13 protein-coding genes and 1 pseudogene are annotated in these 20,378 nt (G+C 67.0%); 7 read left to right on the top strand and 7 right to left on the bottom strand.

Features of this window, described 5'->3' with window-relative positions; all coding sequences use genetic code 11:
* Positions 1-132: 132 nt before the first annotated feature.
* The 3 genes and pseudogenes from M2299_RS10085 to M2299_RS10075 form a co-directional block, all read right to left on the bottom strand.
* Complete coding sequence (locus tag M2299_RS10085) at positions 133-3,213, bottom strand: efflux RND transporter permease subunit (protein WP_025875053.1); 3,081 nt, start codon at positions 3,211-3,213, stop codon at positions 133-135.
* Positions 3,210-6,665, bottom strand: a pseudogene (locus tag M2299_RS10080) (efflux RND transporter permease subunit); the annotation flags it as partial. The gene M2299_RS10085 and the pseudogene M2299_RS10080, both read right to left, overlap by 4 nt.
* 62 nt (positions 6,666-6,727) lie before the next feature.
* A complete protein-coding gene (locus tag M2299_RS10075; RefSeq protein WP_099842321.1) occupies positions 6,728-7,879 on the bottom strand; it encodes an efflux RND transporter periplasmic adaptor subunit in 1,152 nt (383 codons plus the stop codon).
* Between the two features lie 205 nt (positions 7,880-8,084).
* Between M2299_RS10075 and M2299_RS10070 the strand changes: the two genes are divergently transcribed.
* Together M2299_RS10070 and M2299_RS10065 are read left to right on the top strand one after the other, a co-directional pair.
* On the top strand, positions 8,085-8,477 hold the full coding sequence (locus M2299_RS10070; RefSeq protein ID WP_025875058.1) for a c-type cytochrome: 393 nt from the start codon (positions 8,085-8,087) through the stop codon (positions 8,475-8,477).
* 9 nt (positions 8,478-8,486) lie between these two features.
* A complete protein-coding gene (locus tag M2299_RS10065) occupies positions 8,487-8,948 on the top strand; it encodes a cytochrome c (RefSeq protein WP_280884279.1) in 462 nt (153 codons plus the stop codon).
* Positions 8,949-9,589: 641 nt separating this feature from the next.
* Here the strand turns inward: M2299_RS10065 and M2299_RS10060 are convergent.
* Positions 9,590-11,470, bottom strand: a complete 1,881-nt coding sequence (locus M2299_RS10060) for an ATP-binding cassette domain-containing protein (RefSeq protein ID WP_099783689.1) — start codon at positions 11,468-11,470, stop codon at positions 9,590-9,592.
* Positions 11,471-11,802: 332 nt separating this feature from the next.
* A complete protein-coding gene (locus M2299_RS10055) occupies positions 11,803-12,678 on the bottom strand; it encodes a LysR family transcriptional regulator (RefSeq protein WP_223485179.1) in 876 nt (291 codons plus the stop codon).
* Between the two features lie 102 nt (positions 12,679-12,780).
* On the opposite strand from M2299_RS10055, the gene M2299_RS10050 reads away from it, so the two are divergent.
* The 3 genes from M2299_RS10050 (at position 12,781) to dbpA (ending at position 15,641) form a co-directional block, all read left to right on the top strand.
* Entirely contained in the window at positions 12,781-13,860 is a 1,080-nt protein-coding gene (locus M2299_RS10050) for a YeiH family protein (protein ID WP_223485177.1), read from the top strand.
* A gap of 28 nt (positions 13,861-13,888) precedes the next feature.
* Positions 13,889-14,161 carry a hypothetical protein gene (locus M2299_RS10045; RefSeq protein ID WP_025875070.1) on the top strand — a complete coding sequence of 91 codons (273 nt, stop codon included), beginning with the start codon at positions 13,889-13,891 and terminating at the stop codon, positions 14,159-14,161.
* A gap of 103 nt (positions 14,162-14,264) precedes the next feature.
* Positions 14,265-15,641 (top strand): ATP-dependent RNA helicase DbpA, encoded by a 1,377-nt coding sequence (gene dbpA / locus M2299_RS10040; protein WP_025875072.1) that lies wholly within the window; start codon positions 14,265-14,267, stop codon positions 15,639-15,641.
* A 78-nt stretch (positions 15,642-15,719) separates the two neighbouring features.
* Here the strand turns inward: dbpA and M2299_RS10035 are convergent, their stop codons facing one another.
* Complete coding sequence (locus M2299_RS10035) at positions 15,720-16,259, bottom strand: adenine phosphoribosyltransferase (RefSeq protein ID WP_100436134.1); 540 nt, start codon at positions 16,257-16,259, stop codon at positions 15,720-15,722.
* Between the two features lie 300 nt (positions 16,260-16,559).
* On the opposite strand from M2299_RS10035, the gene M2299_RS10030 reads away from it, so the two are divergent.
* Entirely contained in the window at positions 16,560-18,983 is a 2,424-nt protein-coding gene (locus M2299_RS10030) for a membrane-bound PQQ-dependent dehydrogenase, glucose/quinate/shikimate family (protein ID WP_100436133.1), read from the top strand.
* 101 nt (positions 18,984-19,084) lie between these two features.
* The gene (locus M2299_RS10025) at positions 19,085-19,939 is read left to right on the top strand and encodes an IclR family transcriptional regulator C-terminal domain-containing protein (RefSeq protein WP_025875077.1); all 855 of its coding nucleotides are present in this window, start codon (positions 19,085-19,087) and stop codon (positions 19,937-19,939) included.
* Positions 19,940-19,977: 38 nt separating this feature from the next.
* Here the strand turns inward: M2299_RS10025 and pcaC are convergent, their stop codons facing one another.
* On the bottom strand, positions 19,978-20,364 hold the full coding sequence (pcaC, locus tag M2299_RS10020) for a 4-carboxymuconolactone decarboxylase (protein WP_025875079.1): 387 nt from the start codon (positions 20,362-20,364) through the stop codon (positions 19,978-19,980).
* Positions 20,365-20,378 lie beyond the last annotated feature (14 nt).

Below are 20,378 nucleotides of genomic sequence, written 5' to 3'. Positions count from 1 at the left end.
TTTACATCCACGGCGATGGTAGCGCCGGGCCATGCCCGGCAAAAAAAAAGGGGAGACCGCCCCACTACGACCGGTCTCCCCCCACCACAACACGTTTCTGCCCCTACGGTCGAGCAAGCTCGACCGCTACACCTACACCGGGGTTCCCGCCACGACCTCGCGGCCGCGAGCGCGCTGGATCAGCCGCACCACTGCATTGCGCAGATCATCAAGCACCGCGTAGATCGTCGGCAGGAACAGCAGGCTGACCACGGTAGAGAACGCCAGGCCACCGGCAATCGCACGCGCCATCGGCGAGTACTCCGGCCCGTTGCCGAACATCTGTGTATCGGTCAGCGAGATCGGCACCATCGCCAGGATCGCCGTGCCCATGGTCATCATGATCGGGCGCAGACGCTCGCGTGAGCCCTCCACCAGCGCCTGGGTACGGCCCATCCCGCCCCGGCGCAGATTGTTGATGTGCTCGATCATCACGATGCCGTTGTTCACCACCACGCCCATCAGCACCAGGATGCCGATGAAGGACATGATCCCGAACGAGGTGCCGGTGATCCAGAACAGCCAGAACACGCCGAAGATCGAGAACAGCACGCCGCTCATGATCGCCGCCGGGAACAGCAGCGATTCGAACACTGCGGCCATCACCACGTAGATCATCACCAGCGCGATCAGCAGGTTGAACACCATCTGCTGCATCGCCTCGTTGTCATCGCCGTAGTCGCCGCCGTCGAAGGTGAAGCCGTAGCCGGCCGGGAAGTTCATCGGCTTGAGCACGGCTTCCATGGCCTTGCGGCCGTCCGGCGCGGTGATCTTCTCGGCCAGATTGGCCTTGATGGTCAACGTGGTCTGGCGGTTGGTGCGGCCGATCTGGGTCGCCGAGGAACCCACGTCGACACTGACCAGGCTCAACAGCGGTACGCTGCGGCCATCGCCGGTGCGCACGCTGAAACCGGCCAGGTCTTCAGGGCTGCTCTGTTCGGCACCGGCGAAGCGCACCCATACCGGCACTTCGTTGTCGCCACGACGGAACTCGCGCATCGGCGCACCACGCAGCGCCAGGCCAACGAAACTGGCAACCTGCTCGGCATTGAATCCGAACGCCGCTGCACGCTCACGGTCGACGTGCACTTTCAGCTCGCCGCCCTTCTCGCCGTTGTCGATGCGCACATCGCGCAGCTCGGCGCGCTGTGCCAGCAGCGGCAGCACTTCCTGGCCGATCTCCTGCAGCATCGCGCTGGAGTCGCCAACCAGCTGCACCTGCACGCCCTGGTTGCCGCCACCGCCGCCATCACCGCCCTGGTTGCCGACGAAGTAGTCGGTACGCGCGGATTTCGGCAGCCCTTTGCGCAGTTCTTCCTGCAGCGCCTTGATGTCCTTGGCATACTTCTCGTCCAGGGTGACCACGGTGGAACTGCCTTCCTGTTCGCTGTACCAGGAATAGACCTGCTGCACGTGCAGGCGCTCGCGGTTCTGCTCGATCCAGCCTTCGACACGGGCCACTTCCTCGGACATCTGCCGGTAGGTGTAGGCGCCCTTCCACATGTAGCCGATGAAGATGTCCTTGCCGCCGTCGCCACCGAACATGTCGATCTTGGTCAGCTTCATCGGCACCAGGCTGACCAGCACCACCAGCAGGATGCCCAGCAGGCTCCAGCCGCGATGGCGCAGTGACCAGTCCAGCAGCTGCGCGTAGCGGCGCTGCAGGCGCGCGATCACGCCGGTCTGCGAGTGCACCAGCTTCGGCGTGGCCATGCGTGCGGACAGCATCGGGATCAGGCTGACCGCCACCAGCCAGGAGGCCAGCAGCGAGACCGAGATGGTGATCGCGATCTGCGCCATGAAGATGCTGATGTTGTTGGTTTCACCAAACAGGTTGGGCACGAACACGATGCAGTGGCACAAGGTGCCGGCGCTGAGCGCGATGGCAACGTTGCGGGTGCCGATGATCGAGGCCAGGCGTGGCTGGTCCGGCAGCCGCTCACGTTCCTGGTAGATGCTCTCGACCACCACCACGGCATTGTCGACCAGCATGCCCACGGCCAGCAGCAGGCCCATCATGGTCAGGATGTTGAGCGTGACGCCGGCGAAATACATGAAGCCCAGGGTGATGGTGAAGCAGATCGGAATGGCCAGGGTCACCATCAACGTGGACGGCCAGTGGCGCAGGAAGAAGAACAGCACCGTCACCGACAGGATCAGGCCGACGCCGCCGGCCTCGGCCAGCTCCAGCAGGGACGAGGTCACCGCCTTGCCCTGGTTGTCGATCACCTTGATCTGCACGTCGCGCATCGATGCCTGCGCGCGGATCGCCTCAACCTCGGCAAGCGCGCCGCGCGAGACGTCCACCAGGTTGGCGCTGCGTTCCTTGTAGATGTCCAGGCCGACGGCAGGATTACCATCCAGGCGGCGGCCATAGCTCATCCGCGCCGGCTTCAGCCGCACATCGGCAATGTCGCCCAGGCGCAGCCCCTTGGCATTGATCACCAGGTCACGCATTTCCTGCAGGTCGGTGATCTCGCCCACCGGCTGCACGCGCACGCGCTGGCCGTTGTCGTCGATCTGCCCGGCCGAGATCGAGAAGTTCAGCGTGCGCAGGCGATCGCTCAGCTCGTTGATGCTCAGGCCGTGGGCGTTCAGGCGGTTCGGATCGATCGCGATCTCCACCTCGTTCGGTGGCGCGCCGGTAATCTCGACCCGGGCCACGCCCGGAATCCGCTCGATACGCCGCTTGAATTCGCGGTCGAGCATGTCATAGGCGGTGGTCAGGTCGGTGGTACTGGCCAGGCGCACTTTCAGCACCGGCTGGTCGCTGCTGGACCACTTGAACACGTTGTAGCGCTGCACATCGTCAGGCAGGTCGCTGCGGATCGCGTCGATGCGCTCGCGCGCATCTGAAGCGGCGATGGCGATATCACGATCCCAGTCGCTGAACTCGATGAAGATCGACGCAGCTTCGGAGGTCGCCGACGACCGCATGCGCTTGATGCCGGTCATCGTCGCCAGCGACTCCTCCACCGGCCGGATGATGGTCCGCTCGACTTCTTCCGGGGTGGAGCCGGTATAGGGAATCTGCACGAACAGGAACGGTGCGGAGATGTCCGGCAGCGCTTCCAGTGGCAGCCGGAACGAGGCGATCAGGCCGACCACCACCAGCGACACGAAACACATGATGGTGGTGACCGGGCGGCGGATGGAGAACTCGGCAACGCTCATGCCGGTTCCTCCGCACCCGACGCACTGCCCTCGGCACCGTGCAGGCCCTCACCGGCATGCTTGCGACCGCGTTCGCGGTAGTAGGCATCGCCGCGGCGGTCCATCAGGTCGTACACCACCGGGATCACCAGCAGTGTCAACAGGGTCGACACCAGCAGGCCACCGATCACGGTGATCGCCATCGGTGCGCGCACTTCGGCGCCCTCGCCCATCGCCACCGCCAGCGGCAGGAAGCCGAACAGCGTGCACAGGGTGGTCATGATGATCGGCCGCAGGCGCGAACGCGCACCTTCCACCAGTGCCTCGTGCTTGGCAACGCCGGCCTCGCGCAGCTGGTTGACCTTGTCGATCAGGATGATCGCGTTCTTGGTGACCAGGCCGACCAGCAGGATCAGGCCGATGAACACCACCACCGAGATCGGCTTGCCGGTCAGCATCAGCGCCAGGATCGCGCCGACCAGCGCCAGCGGGATGGTGAACAGGATCACGAACGGATGCAGCAGCGATTCGAACTGCGAGGCCATCACCAGGTAGACCAGGAAGATCGCCAGGCCGAAGGCGAAGATCAGCGACTTCGCCGCCTGTGCCAGTTCCTCGCCCTGGCCGCCGATGTGCAGGCCCACGCCAGCGCCCAGCGGCTGTTCGGACACCATCTGCTGTACTTCGCGCATGGCCGCGCCCAGGTCGATGTCGCGCAGGTTGGCCGAGACCACGGCCACCCGGGTCTGGTCGGCACGATGGATCTCGCTGGGGCCGGTGGTGGCCACCACGTCGGCAACCGCATCCAGGGTGACCGGACGGGTGCTGCCCGGATTGACGATCAACCGGCGGATGCTCTCCACGCTGGCACGATCGGTTTCCTGCGCGCGCACCAGCACGTCGATCTTGCGGTCGCGGAAGCTGTAGCGGGTGGCGACATCGCCGCGCACCTTCTTCACCACCACATCGGCGATCTGCCGCGTGGTCAGGCCCAGTGCACCGGCTCGCTCCTGGTCGAAGCGGATCTGGATTTCCGGGAAGCCCTCTTCCACGGTGGATTTGACGTCGGCGTAGTGCGCATTGCCGCGCAGCAGCGCCGCCAGGCGCTGGCCTGCCACTTCCAGGGTCGCCATGTCCTGCCCACGCAGTTCGATTTCCAGCGGCGTGGAGAAGCTGAACAATGCCGGCCGCGCGAAGTCGACCTGCGCACCCGGGTGCTGGCCCATGGTGTCGCGCAGGCGCTCGGTGATCTCCGCTTCGGTCTGCGGGTTGCCGCCGCCTTCCATCACGATGGTCAGCTTGCCGATGTTCTCGCCACTCTCGGTCGGGCTGGCATCCAGGCGGGTACCGCTGCCGCTGACACCGTACAGCGATGCCACGCCTTCGCCCTTGCCATGCGCCAACTGCAGCTCACGCACCAGCGCATCGGTCTGCTTCAGCGGCGTGCCGGCCGGCAGCTTGACCGTCATTTCGAAACGGTCCTGCGCCAGCTGCGGGATCAGGTCGGCGCCGAGCATCGGCACCAGCGCCATCGTGCCGACGAATGCCAGTGCGGCCAGCCCCAGCACCTTGCCGGGATGGGCCAACGCACCCGGCAGCAGCCGCAGGTAGCCACGTTCGGCACCGGCGTACGGCTTCATGGCGATGTCGCTGGCCTTGCGCATCACCGGGCCGACCACTGCAGCCACGCCACGGCAGAGGCGCACCACCAGCCATGCCAGCGCGTAGAAACTCCAGCGCATCGTCGCCACCACACCACGACGGCCGAGTGCGACCGGCTTCTGCCAGCGGCTCTGCGGCTGCCACGGCTCGGCTGCGGCTTCTTCCGGGAAGGCCAGCGGCGGCCGACCCTTCAGCGAGCTCAGCATCGGAATCAGGGTCATCGACACCAGCAGCGAAATCGCGATGGCGATGGCCACGGTCAACGCTTGGTCGCGGAACAGCTGGCCGGCGATGCCGTCGACGAACACCAGCGGCAGGAACACCGCGATGGTGGTCAGGGTCGAGGCGACCACGGCCATGCTCACTTCGCGGGTACCGGTGATCGCCGCCTGCAGGATGCCCAGGCCGCGTTCGCGCGCCTTGGCGATGCTCTCCAGCACCACGATGGAGTCATCCACCACCAGGCCGGTGGCCAGTGCCAGGCCGCCCAGCGACATCACGTTCAAGCTCAGGCCAAGCTGGCCCATGAAGAAGAACGTGGCGATGATCGAGACCGGCAACGACAGGCTGATCACGAACGTGCTCCAGCCGTCGCGCAGGAACAGGAAGATGATGAGGATCGCCAGCAGGCCGCCGATCACCGCGTCCTTCTTGACGTCAGCGATGGCGTGCTCGATGAAGCGCGACTGGTCTTCGATCGTGGTCAGTTCGGCATCGGCCGGGAACGTTGCCTTGATCTGCTCCAGACGCTTGCGCAGCGCTTCGGCGGTGGCCACGGTATTGGCGTCGCCTTCCTTGTAGATCGCCAGTTCGACCGACTCCTTGCCGCCCAGTCGGATGACCGCTTCGCGTTCCTTGTAGCCCTGGCGCACGGTGGCCACGTCCTTCAGGCGCACCGGCACGCCGTTGGCGACCACGCTGGAGGCGCCGCCAGAGGAAGCGCTCTGTGCAGCGGAAGCGGCGGCGACGGCTGCAGCCGAGCCCGTGGAGGCAGCGATGTTGAACATCTGCTGCAGCGCCGAGTCGGCCGCGCTGCCGTTGGCGGACTGGGTGGTGACCAGCAGGTTGCGGATTTCTTCCAGATCGGCGAACTGGTTGACGGTGCGCACCAGGAAGCGCTGCGAGCCCTCCTCCAGGCGGCCGCCGGAAATGTTGATGTTCTCTTCCTTCAACCGCTTGATGACGGTGTCGATCGGCAGGTTGAGCTGGGCCAGTTTCTGCTGGTCGATGTCGACCTGGATCTCGTCTTCCAGGCCACCACCAACCTTCACCGCCGCCACGCCGGTAACCGGCTCCAGCTTCTTCTTCAGGTCTTCGTCGGCATAGCGACGCAGGCCGGTCAGTTCACGGATCGCTTCTTCGTCGGTCGCAGGCGCGGCCTTGGTCGACAGCACCAGGCGCATGATCGGCTCGGTGGAGGGATTGAAGCGCAGCAGCACCGGCGCCTTGGCTTCCAGGGGCAGGTTCAGCGCTTCCATCTTGTCGCGCACTTCCAGGCTGGCCTGGTCCATGTTGGTGCCCCAGGCGAACTCGAGCACCACATCACTCTGGCCGGTGCGCGAGACCGACTTCAGCTTGCGCAGGTTCTTGACCACGCCCACGGCTTCTTCGACCGGCTGGGTGATCAGGGTTTCCATTTCCGTCGGCGCCGCACCGGTGTACTCGGTGCGCACGGTCAGCGTCGGATAGCTCAGGTCGGGCAGCAGGTTGACCTTGAGGTTGCCCAGTGCGATCAGGCCGAACAGCAGCAGGGTGACCGTGCACATGGCGATGGTGACGCGGCGGCGGGTGGCGAACTCCACCAGGCCGCCACGCATGCCTGCGGCGGCGCCATCGCTCCCGGGCGAGGCACCGTGATCGTGGCCGGGCGCGGTCATTGCGTGCTCCCGGCCTTCTCTGCCGGCTTGGCCGAGGCGGTTACGGTCTTCGCCTTGGCCTTCGGATCGGCGATCACCTGCACCGCGGTGCCGTCGCGCAGGGCGACCTTGCCGGCGGTGACGATCTGGTCACCCGCCGCCAGTCCCTCACGGATTTCCACCCACGGCCCTTCGGCGTAGCCAAGCTTGACCGGCACCCGCGCGACCTTGCCCCCGCGCACGCGGAACACTGCCGGCTCACCATCGTCCAGCAGCGCCAGGCGCGGCACCACCAGTGCATCGGCACGCTGGTCGTAGTCGATGCGGATACGGCCGAACATGCCCGGCTGCAGCGACTGCGCGGCGCCATCGAAAGCACTGACCACACGGAAGGTGCCGCTGCCCGAATCCACCACCGGCGCGATACGGTCCACCACACCAGTGAAGGTCTGGCCCGGCAGCGCATCGGCCGACAGCGTGACCGGCTGGCCCGCACGCAAGGTCGCCAGCTCGCGCTCGGGCACGTTGAGGGTGGCTTCCAGCCGCGAGTTGTCGACGATGCGGAAGATCGGCGTGTTGATCTGCACGAAGTTGCCGGTCTTGATCGATCGCGAGGCGATCACGCCGGAAATCGGTGCGACCACGGTGGTGTAGGACAGTTCCAGCGTGGCCAGGCGGTACTGCGCGCGCACGTTTTCCAGGTCGTAGCGCAGCTGGTCGACATCGGCAGCGCTGACCATCTGCTGGCCGACCAGCTTCTGTGCGCGCTGGTAGTTGTTCTCCAGCTTGCGCATCTGCGCCTCGCTCTGGGCAACGGCCAGGCGTGCGCGGTCCGGATCCAGCCGCACCAGAGGCTGCCCGGCGCTGACCCGCTGCCCTTCCTCGACCAGTACCGCCAGCGCGACGCCCGAGGTCTTGGCGACCACCTGCGATTCGGCGCGCGGCTCCAGTGCTGCCGTTCCGGTGTAGCTGGCGGCCACCGCACGATGGCTGGCCACGGCCACTTCCACCGGCACCGCGTCGACCTTCTTCTCGTCCTTGGTCTCGGCCGCCTTGGCCTCGTTGTTGGGCCCAGCGGCGCAACCGCTCAGCAGCAGGGAGGTGGAGAGCAGCAGCGCGGCAGCGCAGAGTCCGCTGCGGGGGCCGGGCAGGAAGGTTTGGTGCGACATCGTCAGATCCCTGGAGGATGCGTGGGCAGGTGTGGTAGCAAAGTAATGCACCACTTCACGGCAACACCATATCCCAAAGGTCATGGTGTCTTCACGCCGCCGGTCGGGCCGACCCCATTTCAGCTAGATGAAACCTGAGGCTATACTCGGGTCGTTCCGTACCCCACGCCGGAACGACCAGACCCGAATCCCCGGAAAAGACACCATGCGCCCGCAGCCGCTCGCCGCTTGTCTCGCTCTGGCCGTCCTCCTGCCCCTCGGGGCCGCCGCACAGCCCGCACCTGCTCCTGCAGCACCACCCGCCCCGGCACCGGCTCCGGCCCCTGTGCCGGCGGCTGCCACGCCCACCGGCAGTTTCGACAATGGCCGTGTGCTGGCCTACACCTGCCAGGGTTGCCACGGCATCACCGGTTACAAGAACGCCTACCCCAGTTACCGGGTACCGAAGATCGGTGGCCAGACCCAGCAGTACCTGACCCAGGCCCTGACCGAGTACCGCCAGGGCAAGCGCCGGCATCCGACGATGCAGGCGCAGTCGATGAGTTTCAGCGAACAGGAGATCGCCGATCTCGCTGTTTACCTGTCCACCGTCAAGTAAGGCCCGCCCATGTCGAAAGCCGCGCATCCACTGCGTCACGCCATCGCCCTGTCCGTCGCCCTGCTGCTGGCGGCCTGCTCGCAGTCACAGGTGGAGAACAGCGAGAAATCCGCCGGCGATCCCGGCCATGCCAGCGGCGAGCACGGATCGTCTTCCTCCGCGGGCCTGCCTGCCGGGCGTGAAGCCGCCGGCGAGGCCCGCGCCAAGGTCAAGAGCAAGGCCACCAGCCAGAGCTGCATCGATTGCCACGGTGCCGACGGCAATGCGCCGATCGATCCGACCTATCCGAAGCTGGGTGGGCAATACGGCGATTACCTGGCGCATGCGCTGCAGGCCTACCGTGCCGGTGATCGCCAGCATGCGCTGATGACACCGCAGGCGAAGGACCTGAGCGATCAGGACATCGCCGATCTGGCCGCGTACTTCGGCAGCCGGCGGAGCCAGCTGCGGGATCTGCACGGGGTCAAATGACCGCCGGTGGGTGCGGACCGTTGGTCCGCACGGATCATGGGCGTTACTTTTCTTGATGACGCACATCCTTGTGCGTCACCCTGCGGGCCGGCTATGCCGTTCCGCCCTGCTCCTGCAGTGCGGTGCGCGCAAAGAAAAGTAACCAAAAGAAACGCTCCGCCATCCGCGAGCCGATGCTACGCACCGGCACCCTGCGCTCCTCGGTCCACCAAGGGACGGCGCGGGAACTCGCTGCGTTCAGACACCCGCACCTCTTCGCCCTCGGCGGACCTGCGGTGCTCGGCTCGCTACAAGGCGGAAACAGATCAAAAGCGACAGCCGCTAACAGGTATCACCATCACCAACGCACGAGTGCGCCCGGCAAGTGAAGCGACCGCTTTGGATTTTGCCTCAGGTCCGCCTTGAGCGAGCCGAGCATCGCAAGGGAATCAGGGGCGTAGAGGTGCCGATGTCTGAGCGCAGCGAGTTCGGCACCGTCCCCTGATTCACAGAGAAGCGGAGGGCACCGGCGCACAGCGCCGGCTCGCGATCTGGCGGCGTGTTTCTTTGGTTACTTTCTTTGCACGAGCAAAGAAAGTGACAATGCCCGAACGCACGTGAATCGGTGGCCGCCCGCCAAGCGAGACGGCCATCGCCCTGGCTCAGCCTTCCAGCTCTTCCCAGCGTGCGTACGCGGCATCCAGTTCAGCCTGCACCTTGGCCAGCTGCTGGGTGTGCGCGGTCACTTCGGCGCTGCTGCGCGTGTAGAACGACGGATCGTTCATTGCCGAGGTCAGCCCTTCGACATCGCCTTCCAGCTTTTCGATCGTCTTCGGCAGCTGTTCCAGCTCACGCGCTTCCTTGTAGGCGAGCTTGCGCTTGGGCGCTGCCGGTTCCGCAGCAGCCGCCGGGGCAGCGGCCACCGGCTTGGCGGCAGCAACCGCGGCAGGCGCAGCGGCCACGCTGGCCGCGTAACGCTGCCAGTCGCTGTAGCCGCCCACGTACTCGCCGATCACGCCATCGCCTTCCATCACCAGCGTGGAGGTCACCACGTTGTCGATGAAGTCACGATCATGGCTGACCAGCAGCAACGTGCCGTTGTATTCGCCCAGCAACTCTTCCAGCAGCTCCAGGGTTTCCACGTCCAGATCGTTGGTCGGTTCGTCCATCACCAGCAGGTTGGACGGCTGCGCGAACAGCTTGGCCAGCAGCAGGCGGTTGCGCTCGCCACCGGACAGGCGGGTGATCGGCGCGCGCGCGCGCTCAGGGGTGAACATGAAGTCCTGAAGGTAGGCGTGCACGTGCTTGCGCTTGCCGTTGAACTCGAGGAAATCGCGGCCTTCGGCCACGTTCTCGATCGCGCTCCAGTCTTCGCGCAGCACTGCACGGTACTGGTCGAAGTACGCGACCTGCAGATTCGTGCCGGCGTTGACCTCACCCTTCTGCGGCTGTAGTTCGCCCAGCAGCAGCTTCAACAGCGTGGTCTTGCCACTGCCGTTGGGGCCGATCAGGCCGATGCGGTCACCACGCAGGATGGTGGTGGAGAAATCGCGGACCATCGTGCGATCGCCGAAGGCGAACGAAATGTCCTTGATGTCGATGACCTTCTTGCCCGAGCTCACGCCCTGGGCCGCTTCCATCTTGACGTTGCCGCTGAGGTCGCGGCGCGCGGAACGCTCGTTGCGCATCGCCTTCAAGCGGCGTACGCGGCCTTCGTCGCGGGTGCGGCGTGCCTTGATGCCTTGGCGGATCCACACTTCTTCCTGCGCCAGCAGCTTGTCGAACCGTGCGTTTTCCTGGGCCTGCGCGTTGAGGCGTTCTTCGCGACGGCGCTCGTAGTTGGCCCAGTCGCCCGGCCAGCTGGTGACCTGGCCGCGGTCGATCTCGACGATGCGGGTGGCCAGCGCACGCAGGAAGCGGCGGTCATGGGTGACGAACACCACGCTGCCGTTCCAGTTCTTGAGGAACATTTCGAGCCAGTCGATGGCTTCGATGTCGAGGTGGTTGGTCGGTTCGTCCAGCAGCAGCAGGTCGGGGCTGGAGACCAGCGCGCGGCCGAGCAGCACGCGGCGCTTCATGCCGCCGGACAGGCGCGCAAACTCCGCGTCGCCATCGAGGTCGAGCTTGGTCAGGGTCTCGCTGACCCGCTGGTCCAGGCCCCAGCCGTTGGCGGCATCGATCTTGGCCTGGACGTTGCCCAGCGCTTCACCATCGAACACGTCGGCGTGGCTGAGGTGATGGAATTCGGCGAGCCATTGGCCCAGTTCGCCCAGGCCGTCGGCGACGACGTCGAACACGCTGCCAGCGGCGCCATGCGGCACCTCCTGCTCCAGGCGGGTCACGCGCACGCCCTGCTGCACGCGCACTTCACCGTCATCGGGCTTGTGGTCGCCGGACAGCAGCTTGAGCAGGGTCGATTTGCCGGCGCCGTTGCGGCCGATCAGGGCGATGCGTTCGCCCGGCTCGATCGACAGTTCGGCTTTTTCCAGCAACAGCGGGCCGCCGACGCTGAAGTCGACGTTTTGCAGAGTAATCAGAGGCATCCGGCCATTGTAGCGGGTTGCGGGGCCTGGCCGGGCGGCGCCCGGCACCCGCAGAGGCCACGGCCGCAGCAACAGCAACAGCCAACCCCGACTTGCTGGAGGGATAGCGGGGTGGTGTGGAGCTTCAGGACACGCCGTAAACCCATCCATGGGGGCTCGATGGCGCCATCCATGGCGCCAACGGTCCTGAAGCCCCACACCACCCCGCCTTCGACAGATCTCCGCTGCTGTTGGTGGGTGCCGACCGTTGGTCGGCACGGGGTCGGATCCCGTTGCTGCGCAATAGGCTCTGACCCCTACGTGGAATTCACGCTGTGGAAGATGGATCCCGGCTACTGCACTTCCCCCAGCAACGCCTGCAAACCCGGCAACCACTGCTTGCCGGGGTGGCGTACCAGCCAGAGGGTGCGCTGCAGGATAGGAAGCGGGGTCTCGAGCACGCGCAGGCGGCCGAGGGCCAAGGGTTCTTCCAGCGCATGACGCGAGAGGCAGGCCAGGCCGAGGCCGGCGATGGCGGCTTGCTTGATCGCTTCGGTATTGCCCAGCTGCAGGGTCTGTGCGAAGCCGCGCAAGTGCGGCAACAAGGCCTGTTCCACCGCTTCGCGGGTGCCAGAGCCGGGTTCGCGCAGCAGCCAGCGTGCGCGGCGCAGTTCGTCCAGCGACCAGCGCGCGGGGGCCTCGGCGGCCGCCACAATCACCAGCGGGTCCTGCTGCCAGGCGGTCACCTGCAGCCCGCGTTCGTGGCATGGGCCTTCGATCAGTCCTGCATCCACGTCCAGCCGTTGAACGGCCGCCACCACGCCTGCGCTGTTGTCGATGCGCAGATCGACCTCGGCCTGCGGTGCCTGCCGCAGCAGCTCGGCGATACGCGGCGGCAGCAGGTAGTTGCCGATGGTGGTGCTGGCCGCCAACACCAGCCGCAGCGGCGCGCCTTGGGACGGGTCACCGCCCGCCGCCAATTGCCGCTCCAGATCGGCGGCATTGACCAACAGCGCGCGCGCCGGCTCCAGCAAGGCCCGGCCGTGGCCGTTCAGCGCCAGGCGACGGCCGATGCGGTCGAACAGCGGCGTGCCGAAGTGCGCTTCCAGCTCCTGCAGGGCCGCGCTGCTGGCGGACTGGGAAAGCGCGATGGCCTGGCCTGCGGCGGTGGTGCTGCCCTGGTCGGCGATGGCAACGAAGACCTGCAGCTGGCGGAGCGTCAGGCGCATGCTCAGTACCTGCGTTATGGGTAGGTTTCACCGATATTATTCGTTTTACGGGTCGATGGCGTGGATGCAGGCTGTACGCCTCTCTCCCGCATCCCACCCGCCATGAACGCGCCTGCCCTGTCCCCCTGGTCCCTGCCCGCCCTGCGCCAGCGCTGGCAACTGCGCCTGCCCGGCCTGCTGCTGGTCGGCCTGGTGGCGGCGGCGTCGCTGTACCTGGCCGAGCTGCGCTGGCTGCAGGCGCATGGCCTGAGTGCGCTGACCGTCGCCATCGTCGCCGGCATCGTGGTCGGCAACACCGTGTACCCGCGACTGGGCCCCGCCAGCGCGGCGGGCGTGGGCTTCTCCAAGCACTGGCTGCTGCGTGCGGGCATCGTGCTGTACGGCCTGCGGGTGACCTTCCAGGACATCGGCCACGTCGGCGTCGCCGGCGTGCTGATGGACGTGCTGGTGGTGGCGAGCACCTTCGGCCTGGCGTGCTGGCTGGGTGTACGGGTGTTCAGGATGGAGCGCGAGGCCGCCATGCTGATCGGTGCCGGCAGCGCGATCTGCGGTGCAGCGGCGGTGATGGCCGCAGAGCCGGTGGTGCGCGGCCGCGCTGCGCAGGTGACGGTGGCGGTATCGACGGTGGTGGTGTTCGGCACGCTGGCCATGTTCCTGTACCCGGCGCTGTATGCGCTGGTGCAGTCGCACGGCTGGCTGGCAATGGACGCGCGGCAGTACGGCCTGTTCACCGGCGCCACCGTGCATGAAGTGGCACAAGTGGTGGCTGCCGGACGTGCGGTGGGCGAGTCAGCCGCCGATACCGCGGTCATCACCAAGATGGTGCGGGTGATGCTGCTGGCACCGTTCCTGATCGCACTGTCGCTGTGGCTGGCCCGTGGTGGCAAGGCAGCGGCGGACGGTGGCAAGGCCCGGATCGTGGTGCCGTGGTTTGCGTTCGGTTTCGTGGCGGTTGCCGGGCTCAACTCGCTGCATCTGCTGCCGGTGGGTGTGCAGGCCGGGCTGGTGCAGCTGGATACCGTGCTGCTGGCCATGGCGATGGCCGCGCTGGGCCTGACCACCCATGTGTCTGCGCTGCGCCAGGCCGGGTTGAAGCCGCTGCTGCTGGCATCGATCCTGTTCGCCTGGTTGCTGCTGGGTGGCCTGGCGATCCACCAGGGTGTGCTGGCGGTGCTGGGCTGAGGGCAACGTGGATCGTCAGACTTGAGGCATGCCAGTCTCCCCCGCCCTGCTGCAGATCCCGCTGCGCCTGCTGGATGATCGATATGGGCGGGGCAATGTCGATGAAGCCGAAGACACGCTGGTCGAGATCGTTCAGGCGGTGATGGGCGTGCAGGCAACCTGTTCGTTCGACGTCGACACGCGGCACGCCAACCCGTGGTTCCACCAGCTGCTGCTGGAGCCCCGGGTCGCTGGAAAACCGGCCACCCCGGAGCAGTTGCAGGCGATGGCTGCGCGGCTGGTGGTCATCGGGCTGGGTTGAGGGAACGTTCGGCCAAGGTGCCGACCAAGGTCGCCCGCTACCGGGCGCCCCCCACAATCGTGAACGACGGCGGGACCGGGCGCGCGCGCAGGTACAATGCGCCATGACTGATTTCTCGACCCTGCCGCTGAGCCCGGCCCTGCAGCCCGGCCTGGATGCCCTCGGCTACACCACCCTCACGCCGATCCAGGCGCAGAGCCTGCCCGCCATCCTTGATGGCCGCGATGTGATCGCCCAGGCCCCGACCGGCAGCGGCAAGACCGCCGCCTTCGGTCTTGGCCTGCTGCAATCCATCGACCCCAGCCTGATCCGCGTACAGGCGCTGGTGCTGTGCCCCACCCGCGAGCTGGCCGACCAGGTGGCCAAGCAGATCCGCAAGCTGGCCACCGGCATCCCCAACCTGAAGCTGCTGCTGCTGACTGGCGGCACGCCGCTGGGCCCGCAGCTGGCGTCGCTGGAAAGCCACGACCCGCACGTGGTGGTCGGCACGCCCGGCCGCGTGCAGGAACTGGCGCGCAAGCGCGCACTGAATCTGGGCGCCGTGCGCACCCTGGTGCTGGATGAAGCCGACCGCATGCTCGATATGGGCTTCGAGGAACCGATCCGTGAGATCGCCGGCCGTACCCACCGCGATCGCCAGAGCCTACTGTTCTCGGCAACCTTCCCCGACACCATCCGCGCCATGGCCCGCGACCTGCTGCGCGATGCCGTGGAAGTGACCGTGGAAGGCGCCGACCAGGCCCCGGCCATCCGCCACCTGTTCTGCGAAGTCGAACCGGCACACCGGCAGAAGGCACTGGCCGGCCTGCTGCTGAAGTACACGCCCGAATCGGCCGTGGTGTTCTGCAACACCCGCAAGGACGTGGACGAAGTGGCCAACTCGCTGCAGCAGTTCGGCTTCTCCGCGCTCGCCCTGCATGGCGACATGGAACAGCGCGACCGCGAGGAAGTGCTGCTGCGCCTGGCCAACCGCAGCTGCAACGTGCTGGTTGCCAGCGACGTCGCCGCACGCGGGCTGGATGTGGAAGAACTGGCCGCGGTGATCAACTACGAGCTGCCGACCGACGTCGAGAGCTACCAGCACCGTGTCGGCCGTACCGGTCGTGCCGGCGCCAGTGGCTTGGCGATCAGCCTGGTGGCGGGCCGCGAAAAGAACCGCGCCGACGCCATCGAAGCACAGCGCGGCGAACCGCTGGATTGGCAGAAGACGCCGCTGGCGACGTCGCGCCCGGCCGAGCTGCCGCAGGCGGCGATGCGCACCCTGCGCATCGATGGCGGCAAGACCGACAAGCTGCGCGCAGGCGACATCCTCGGCGCCCTCACCGGCGATGCCGGCCTGTCGGCCAAGTTCATCGGCAAGATCGCGATCTTCCCGACCCGTTCCTACGTGGCGATCGCCCGCGAGCAGGTCAACAAGGCGGTGGCGAAGCTGGAAGCGGGCAAGATCAAGGGCCGTCGTTTCCGCGTGCGGATGATGTAACGGGCAGGACATCCGCCGGGCATGGCCCGGCGCTACCTGCTTGCCGTGGGTAGCGCCGGGCCATGCCCGGCGACGCAATCAGAACACCAGTTCGGTGTGCAGCGGCAGATCCACTTCCCAGCGGCCACGGCCGCCCAGGCCATCCAGTTCGACCAGCACGCCGGCGCCGACCACGTCCACGCCCAGGCGGCGCACCAGCGACAACGCAGCAACCAGCGTACCGCCGGTTGCCAGCACGTCGTCGATGATCGCTACGCGCGCACCGGCGGGCAGCGCGTCGGCATGCACTTCAATGCAGTCGCTGCGGTATTCCAGCGTGTATTCCTCGCGCAGCACCTTGCCCGGCAGCTTGCCCGGCTTGCGCACCGGCACGAAGCCCACGCCCAGTTCCAGCGCCATGGCCGCACCGAGGATGAAGCCGCGCGATTCGATGCCGACCACCGCGTCCAGCTTCTGATCGCGCCAGCGATCGGCCATCGCCACGATCGCGCCACGGAAGTCCTCGCTGTGAGCGAGCAGCGGCATGATGTCCTTGAACAGGATGCCCGGCTTCGGGAAATCAGCGATGTCGCGCAGGCGCGAGGCCCAGGCGGGGACGGCCACGGTGGCGTCGGTCATTGCAGCTACCAGCTTGTATGGCGGCATAGGGTAACCGGTTCGCCCCTGCCCTGCCCGTTCCCGGCACCACTGCGCCGCTGCGTTCCACCGATGGCGCCGTGAGGCATCACGCCAAAATCGCACACGCGTGCGATAATCGCCCTAACCGGTCATTCACCCAGCCTGCGTCATAAGCAGGCCGACGCCTGCCCGCCGTCACGGCCCGCAGCCGCCCGGGATGCCGTTGGCCCCCGCCACGCCTGGCGCGCGCGGGGCTTTCCCCGCCTCCGCGCGGGTTTTTCGCAATGAGGTTCATGCAACGTGGACGAGACGACGAGAGTTCCGGCCCTGTGCCGTGTGCTGGTGGTCCTGCTCGGCATCCTGGTGACCCTGTTCGGCCTGGCTCTGCTGGTCGGCGGTGTACGCCTGGTGCAGCTGGGGGGCAGTTGGTATTTCCTGCTGATGGGTGCGGTGTCGGCGGTAGCCGGCGTACTGCTGGCGATGCGCCGGCCGAACGGTGCGCTGCTGTACGGCCTGGCCTTCCTGGCCACGCTGCTGTGGGCACTGGTGGATGCCGGCTGGAATTTCTGGCCGCTGGTATCGCGGCTGGTGATGCCGGCGGTGCTGGCCCTTCTGGTCGCCCTGGCGTGGCCGGTGCTGCGCCGCAGCCGAGGCCAGGTTGCCGGTCGCGGCGCCTATGGCGTAGCCGCCGTGCTGCTGGTTGGCCTGCTGGGCACTGCGGTGTCGGCGTTCCAGCCGCGCCCGGTACAGACCGCGCAGGGCACCACGCCGCCGGTGGTGCCGGTGGCCAAGGGCGCTGAACAGCGCGACTGGATGCACTGGGGCAACACCACCGCCGGCACCCGCTTTGCCGCGCTGGACCAGATCACCCCGGCCAACGTGAAGGAACTGCAGGTTGCCTGGACGGCGCGCACCGGCGATGTGCCGGAAAGCAATGGATTCGGTGCCGAGGACCAGAACACCCCGCTGCAGATCGGCGACACCCTGTTCCTGTGCACCCCGCACAACCAGGTGATCGCCATCGATGCCGATTCCGGCAAGCAGCGCTGGGCCTTCGACCCCAAGGCCACCGCGCCGAACTGGCAACGCTGCCGCGGTCTGGGCTATTTCGACGCAACCACGGCACCGTCTGCGGCAGATGCAGCCGCTCCGGCACCTGCGCCGCTGCCGGCCACCGAAACGGCCAGCACGGGCCCGGCGCTGTGCGGGAAGCGCATCCTGATGACCTCCATCGATGCGCGCTTGTTCGCGCTGGATGCGAAGACCGGCGCGCTGTGCCCGGACTTCGGCAGCAACGGCGTGGTCGACCTGAAGGCCGGCATGGGCGAGATCAAGCCGGGCTTCTACACGCTCACCGCCGCACCGTTGGTGGCGGGCGAACTTATCGTGGTCGGTGGCCGTGTGGCCGACAACATTGAAGTGGGTGAGCCGTCCGGCGTGGTGCGTGCCTACAACGTGCGCACCGGCGCGCTGGCCTGGGTCTGGGATCTTTCCAGGGAAACCCCGGACGTGCCGCTGGATCCGTCGATCCACTACACGCGCGCCACGCCGAACGTGTGGACCTCGATGGCCTACGACCCGCAGCTGGGCCTGGTCTACCTGCCCACCGGCAACACCACCCCGGACCAGTGGGCCGGCGAGCGCACCCCGCAGGATGACAAGTACAGTTCGGCGGTGGTTGCGCTGGAGGTGGCCACCGGCAAGGAGCGCTGGGTCTACCAGACCGTGCACCACGATCTATGGGACTACGACCTGCCTGCGCAGCCGACCCTGACCGACGTGCCCGATGGCAAGGGCGGCACGCTGCCGGCCCTGTTGCAGATCACCAAGGCCGGGCAGATCTTCATGCTCAATCGCCAGACAGGCGTGCCGATCAGCGAAGTGCGCAACATCCCCGCGCCGCAGGGCAATGCGCAGGGCGAACGCTATGCCGCCACCCAGCCGCTGTCGGTTGGCCTGCCGCAGATCGGCGCGCAGACGCTGACCGAGTCGGACATGTGGGGCGCCACCCCGATCGACCAGATGCTGTGCCGCATCCAGTTCAAGCAGTTCCGCTACGACGGCATGTACACGCCGCCGGGCGAAGACCTCGCGCTGCAATGGCCCGGTTCGCTGGGTGGCATGAACTGGGGCAGCGCCTCGGTCGACCCCACCACCGGCTACCTGTTCGTCAATGACATGCGCCTGGGCCTGTGGACCAAGCTGATCCCGCGCGCGCAGATGACCAGCGGCGACGGTGGCGTGGAAATGGGAGCGGCCTCGCAGACCGGTACGCCGTACGGCTCGCTGCGCGACCGCTTCCTGTCCAAGCTGGGCATTCCCTGCCAGAAACCGCCGTTCGGCACCATGTCGGCAATCAACCTGGCGACCCGCCAGCTGGTCTGGCAGGTGCCGGTGGGCACGGTGAAGGACACCGGGCCGATGGGCATCAAGATGGGCCTGCCGATTCCGATCGGCATGCCGACCCTGGGCGGTTCGCTGGCCACGCAGTCGGGCCTGCTGTTCTTCGCCGGTACGCAGGATTACTACCTTCGCGCCTATGACAGCCGCACCGGCGAGGAAGTGTGGAAGGCCCGCATGCCGGTTGGCAGCCAAGGCACGCCGATGACCTACGTCTCGCCGAAGACCGGTCGCCAGTACGTGGTGATTTCCGCCGGTGGCGCACGCCAGTCACCGGACCGTGGCGACTACGTGATCGCCTACGCGCTGCCCGAGCGCAAGTGACCGGCGCCACGCGGCGCAGCCTCGCAGGCTGCGCCGCGTGGGTACCGGTTGCTGGTTCGAGCCCTTACCATGCGAGGTCGAACCCGATGAAAGCTGCTGCCATGCCTGCCGTTCCTCCCAGCCGTCGACCCAAGCGCCCCCCTGCCCCACCGCAGGATCGTGGCCTGGCCCATGAGCTGATGCAGCAGATCCAGGACAACCAGGGCGATCCGGACTTCATGACGTCGCTCGGCCGCGGCCTGGCCGTGCTGAGCGTGTTCTCGCAGCACCCGCGCGAAGTGACGATGTCACAGATCAGCAGCGATACCGGCATTTCCCGCGCAGCGGTACGGCGCGTGCTGTACACGCTGGAAAAGCTCGGCTACGTGGGTGAACAGGGCCGCGGCTTCGTGCTGCTGCCGCGCGTGCTGGGCATGGGCGGCGCCTATGTCGCGTCGTCGTCGATGACCGCTGCTGCACAACCGGTGCTGGATGCCCTGCGCGATGCCGTGCACGAATCCTGCTCGCTGGGCGTGCTCGATGGCGATGACATCCTGTACGTAGCACGCGCGGAAACCGTACGCATCATGTCGATCGGCCTGCGCGCAGGCAGCCGCCTGCCGGCCTACTGCACCTCGATGGGCCGCGTGCTGCTGGCCTCGTTGCCGCGCGACACGCTGGAAGGCTACCTGGAACGCAACCCGCTGCGGCCGCGCACTGAACGCACGGTCACCCGCATGGATGACTTCCTCGACCTGCTGGAAAAGGTGCGCCGCGAAGGCGCGTCGCTGGTCGACCAGGAACTGGAGATCGGCCTGCGCTCGATCGCCGTGCCAGTGCGTTCGCGCAGCGGCGATGTCGTGGCCGCGCTGAACATCGGCACCCAGGCGGGCCGTATCGGCCTGGGCGTGATGCAGACCCAGCTGTTGCCGCGCCTGCGCGAAGCCGCACAGCGGCTGGGCACGTTGTTGAATTGAGGTGCAGCCGCCGGGCATGGCCCGGCGGATGTTCGGCGTCAGCGCTCTGCGGCCTGCTCTTCCAGGATCGGCTTGGCCAGCGCGAACGCGTGGTTGGCCGCGGGCACGCCACAGTAGATCGCGGCCTGCAGCAGCGCTTCCTTGATCTCCTCCGGCGTCACCCCGTTGTTGCGGGCGGCACGGATATGCAGCTTGAACTCCTCGTCGTGGCCCAGCGCCACCATCATCACGATGGTCAGCAGCGAGCGCGTATGCCGCGGCAGGCCCTCGCGCGTCCACACCGTGCCCCACGCCGTGCGCGTGATGAATTCCTGGAATTCGGTGGTGAACTCGGTGCGCGCCTGCAGCGAGCGTTCGACGTGTGCCTCGCCCAGTACCTGGCGGCGCACCGCAAGGCCGGCTTCGTAGCGTTCCTGTTCGTCCATCGTGGTCTACCTGT

Source organism: Stenotrophomonas sp. 1278 (assembly GCF_029892765.1).
In the GTDB taxonomy this organism is placed as follows: domain Bacteria; phylum Pseudomonadota; class Gammaproteobacteria; order Xanthomonadales; family Xanthomonadaceae; genus Stenotrophomonas; species Stenotrophomonas indicatrix.
The sequence above is the reverse complement of the archived record's forward strand: the minus strand, read 5'-3'. Positions and strand labels throughout refer to the sequence as shown.

What these genes read in the sequence shown, in the direction of transcription:
- M2299_RS10065 (WP_280884279.1), top strand. Translation starts at nt 8,487, where the DNA reads ATGTCGAAAGCCGCGCATCCACTGCGTCACGCCATCGCCCTGTCCGTC.
- M2299_RS10060 (WP_099783689.1), bottom strand. Translation starts at nt 11,470, where the DNA reads ATGCCTCTGATTACTCTGCAAAACGTCGACTTCAGCGTCGGCGGCCCG.
- M2299_RS10055 (WP_223485179.1), bottom strand. Translation starts at nt 12,678, where the DNA reads ATGCGCCTGACGCTCCGCCAGCTGCAGGTCTTCGTTGCCATCGCCGAC.
- M2299_RS10075 (WP_099842321.1), bottom strand. Translation starts at nt 7,879, where the DNA reads ATGTCGCACCAAACCTTCCTGCCCGGCCCCCGCAGCGGACTCTGCGCT.
- M2299_RS10085 (WP_025875053.1), bottom strand. Translation starts at nt 3,213, where the DNA reads ATGAGCGTTGCCGAGTTCTCCATCCGCCGCCCGGTCACCACCATCATG.
- pcaC (WP_025875079.1), bottom strand. Translation starts at nt 20,364, where the DNA reads ATGGACGAACAGGAACGCTACGAAGCCGGCCTTGCGGTGCGCCGCCAG.
- dbpA (WP_025875072.1), top strand. Translation starts at nt 14,265, where the DNA reads ATGACTGATTTCTCGACCCTGCCGCTGAGCCCGGCCCTGCAGCCCGGC.
- M2299_RS10050 (WP_223485177.1), top strand. Translation starts at nt 12,781, where the DNA reads ATGAACGCGCCTGCCCTGTCCCCCTGGTCCCTGCCCGCCCTGCGCCAG.
- M2299_RS10025 (WP_025875077.1), top strand. Translation starts at nt 19,085, where the DNA reads ATGCCTGCCGTTCCTCCCAGCCGTCGACCCAAGCGCCCCCCTGCCCCA.
- M2299_RS10070 (WP_025875058.1), top strand. Translation starts at nt 8,085, where the DNA reads ATGCGCCCGCAGCCGCTCGCCGCTTGTCTCGCTCTGGCCGTCCTCCTG.
- M2299_RS10035 (WP_100436134.1), bottom strand. Translation starts at nt 16,259, where the DNA reads ATGACCGACGCCACCGTGGCCGTCCCCGCCTGGGCCTCGCGCCTGCGC.
- M2299_RS10045 (WP_025875070.1), top strand. Translation starts at nt 13,889, where the DNA reads ATGCCAGTCTCCCCCGCCCTGCTGCAGATCCCGCTGCGCCTGCTGGAT.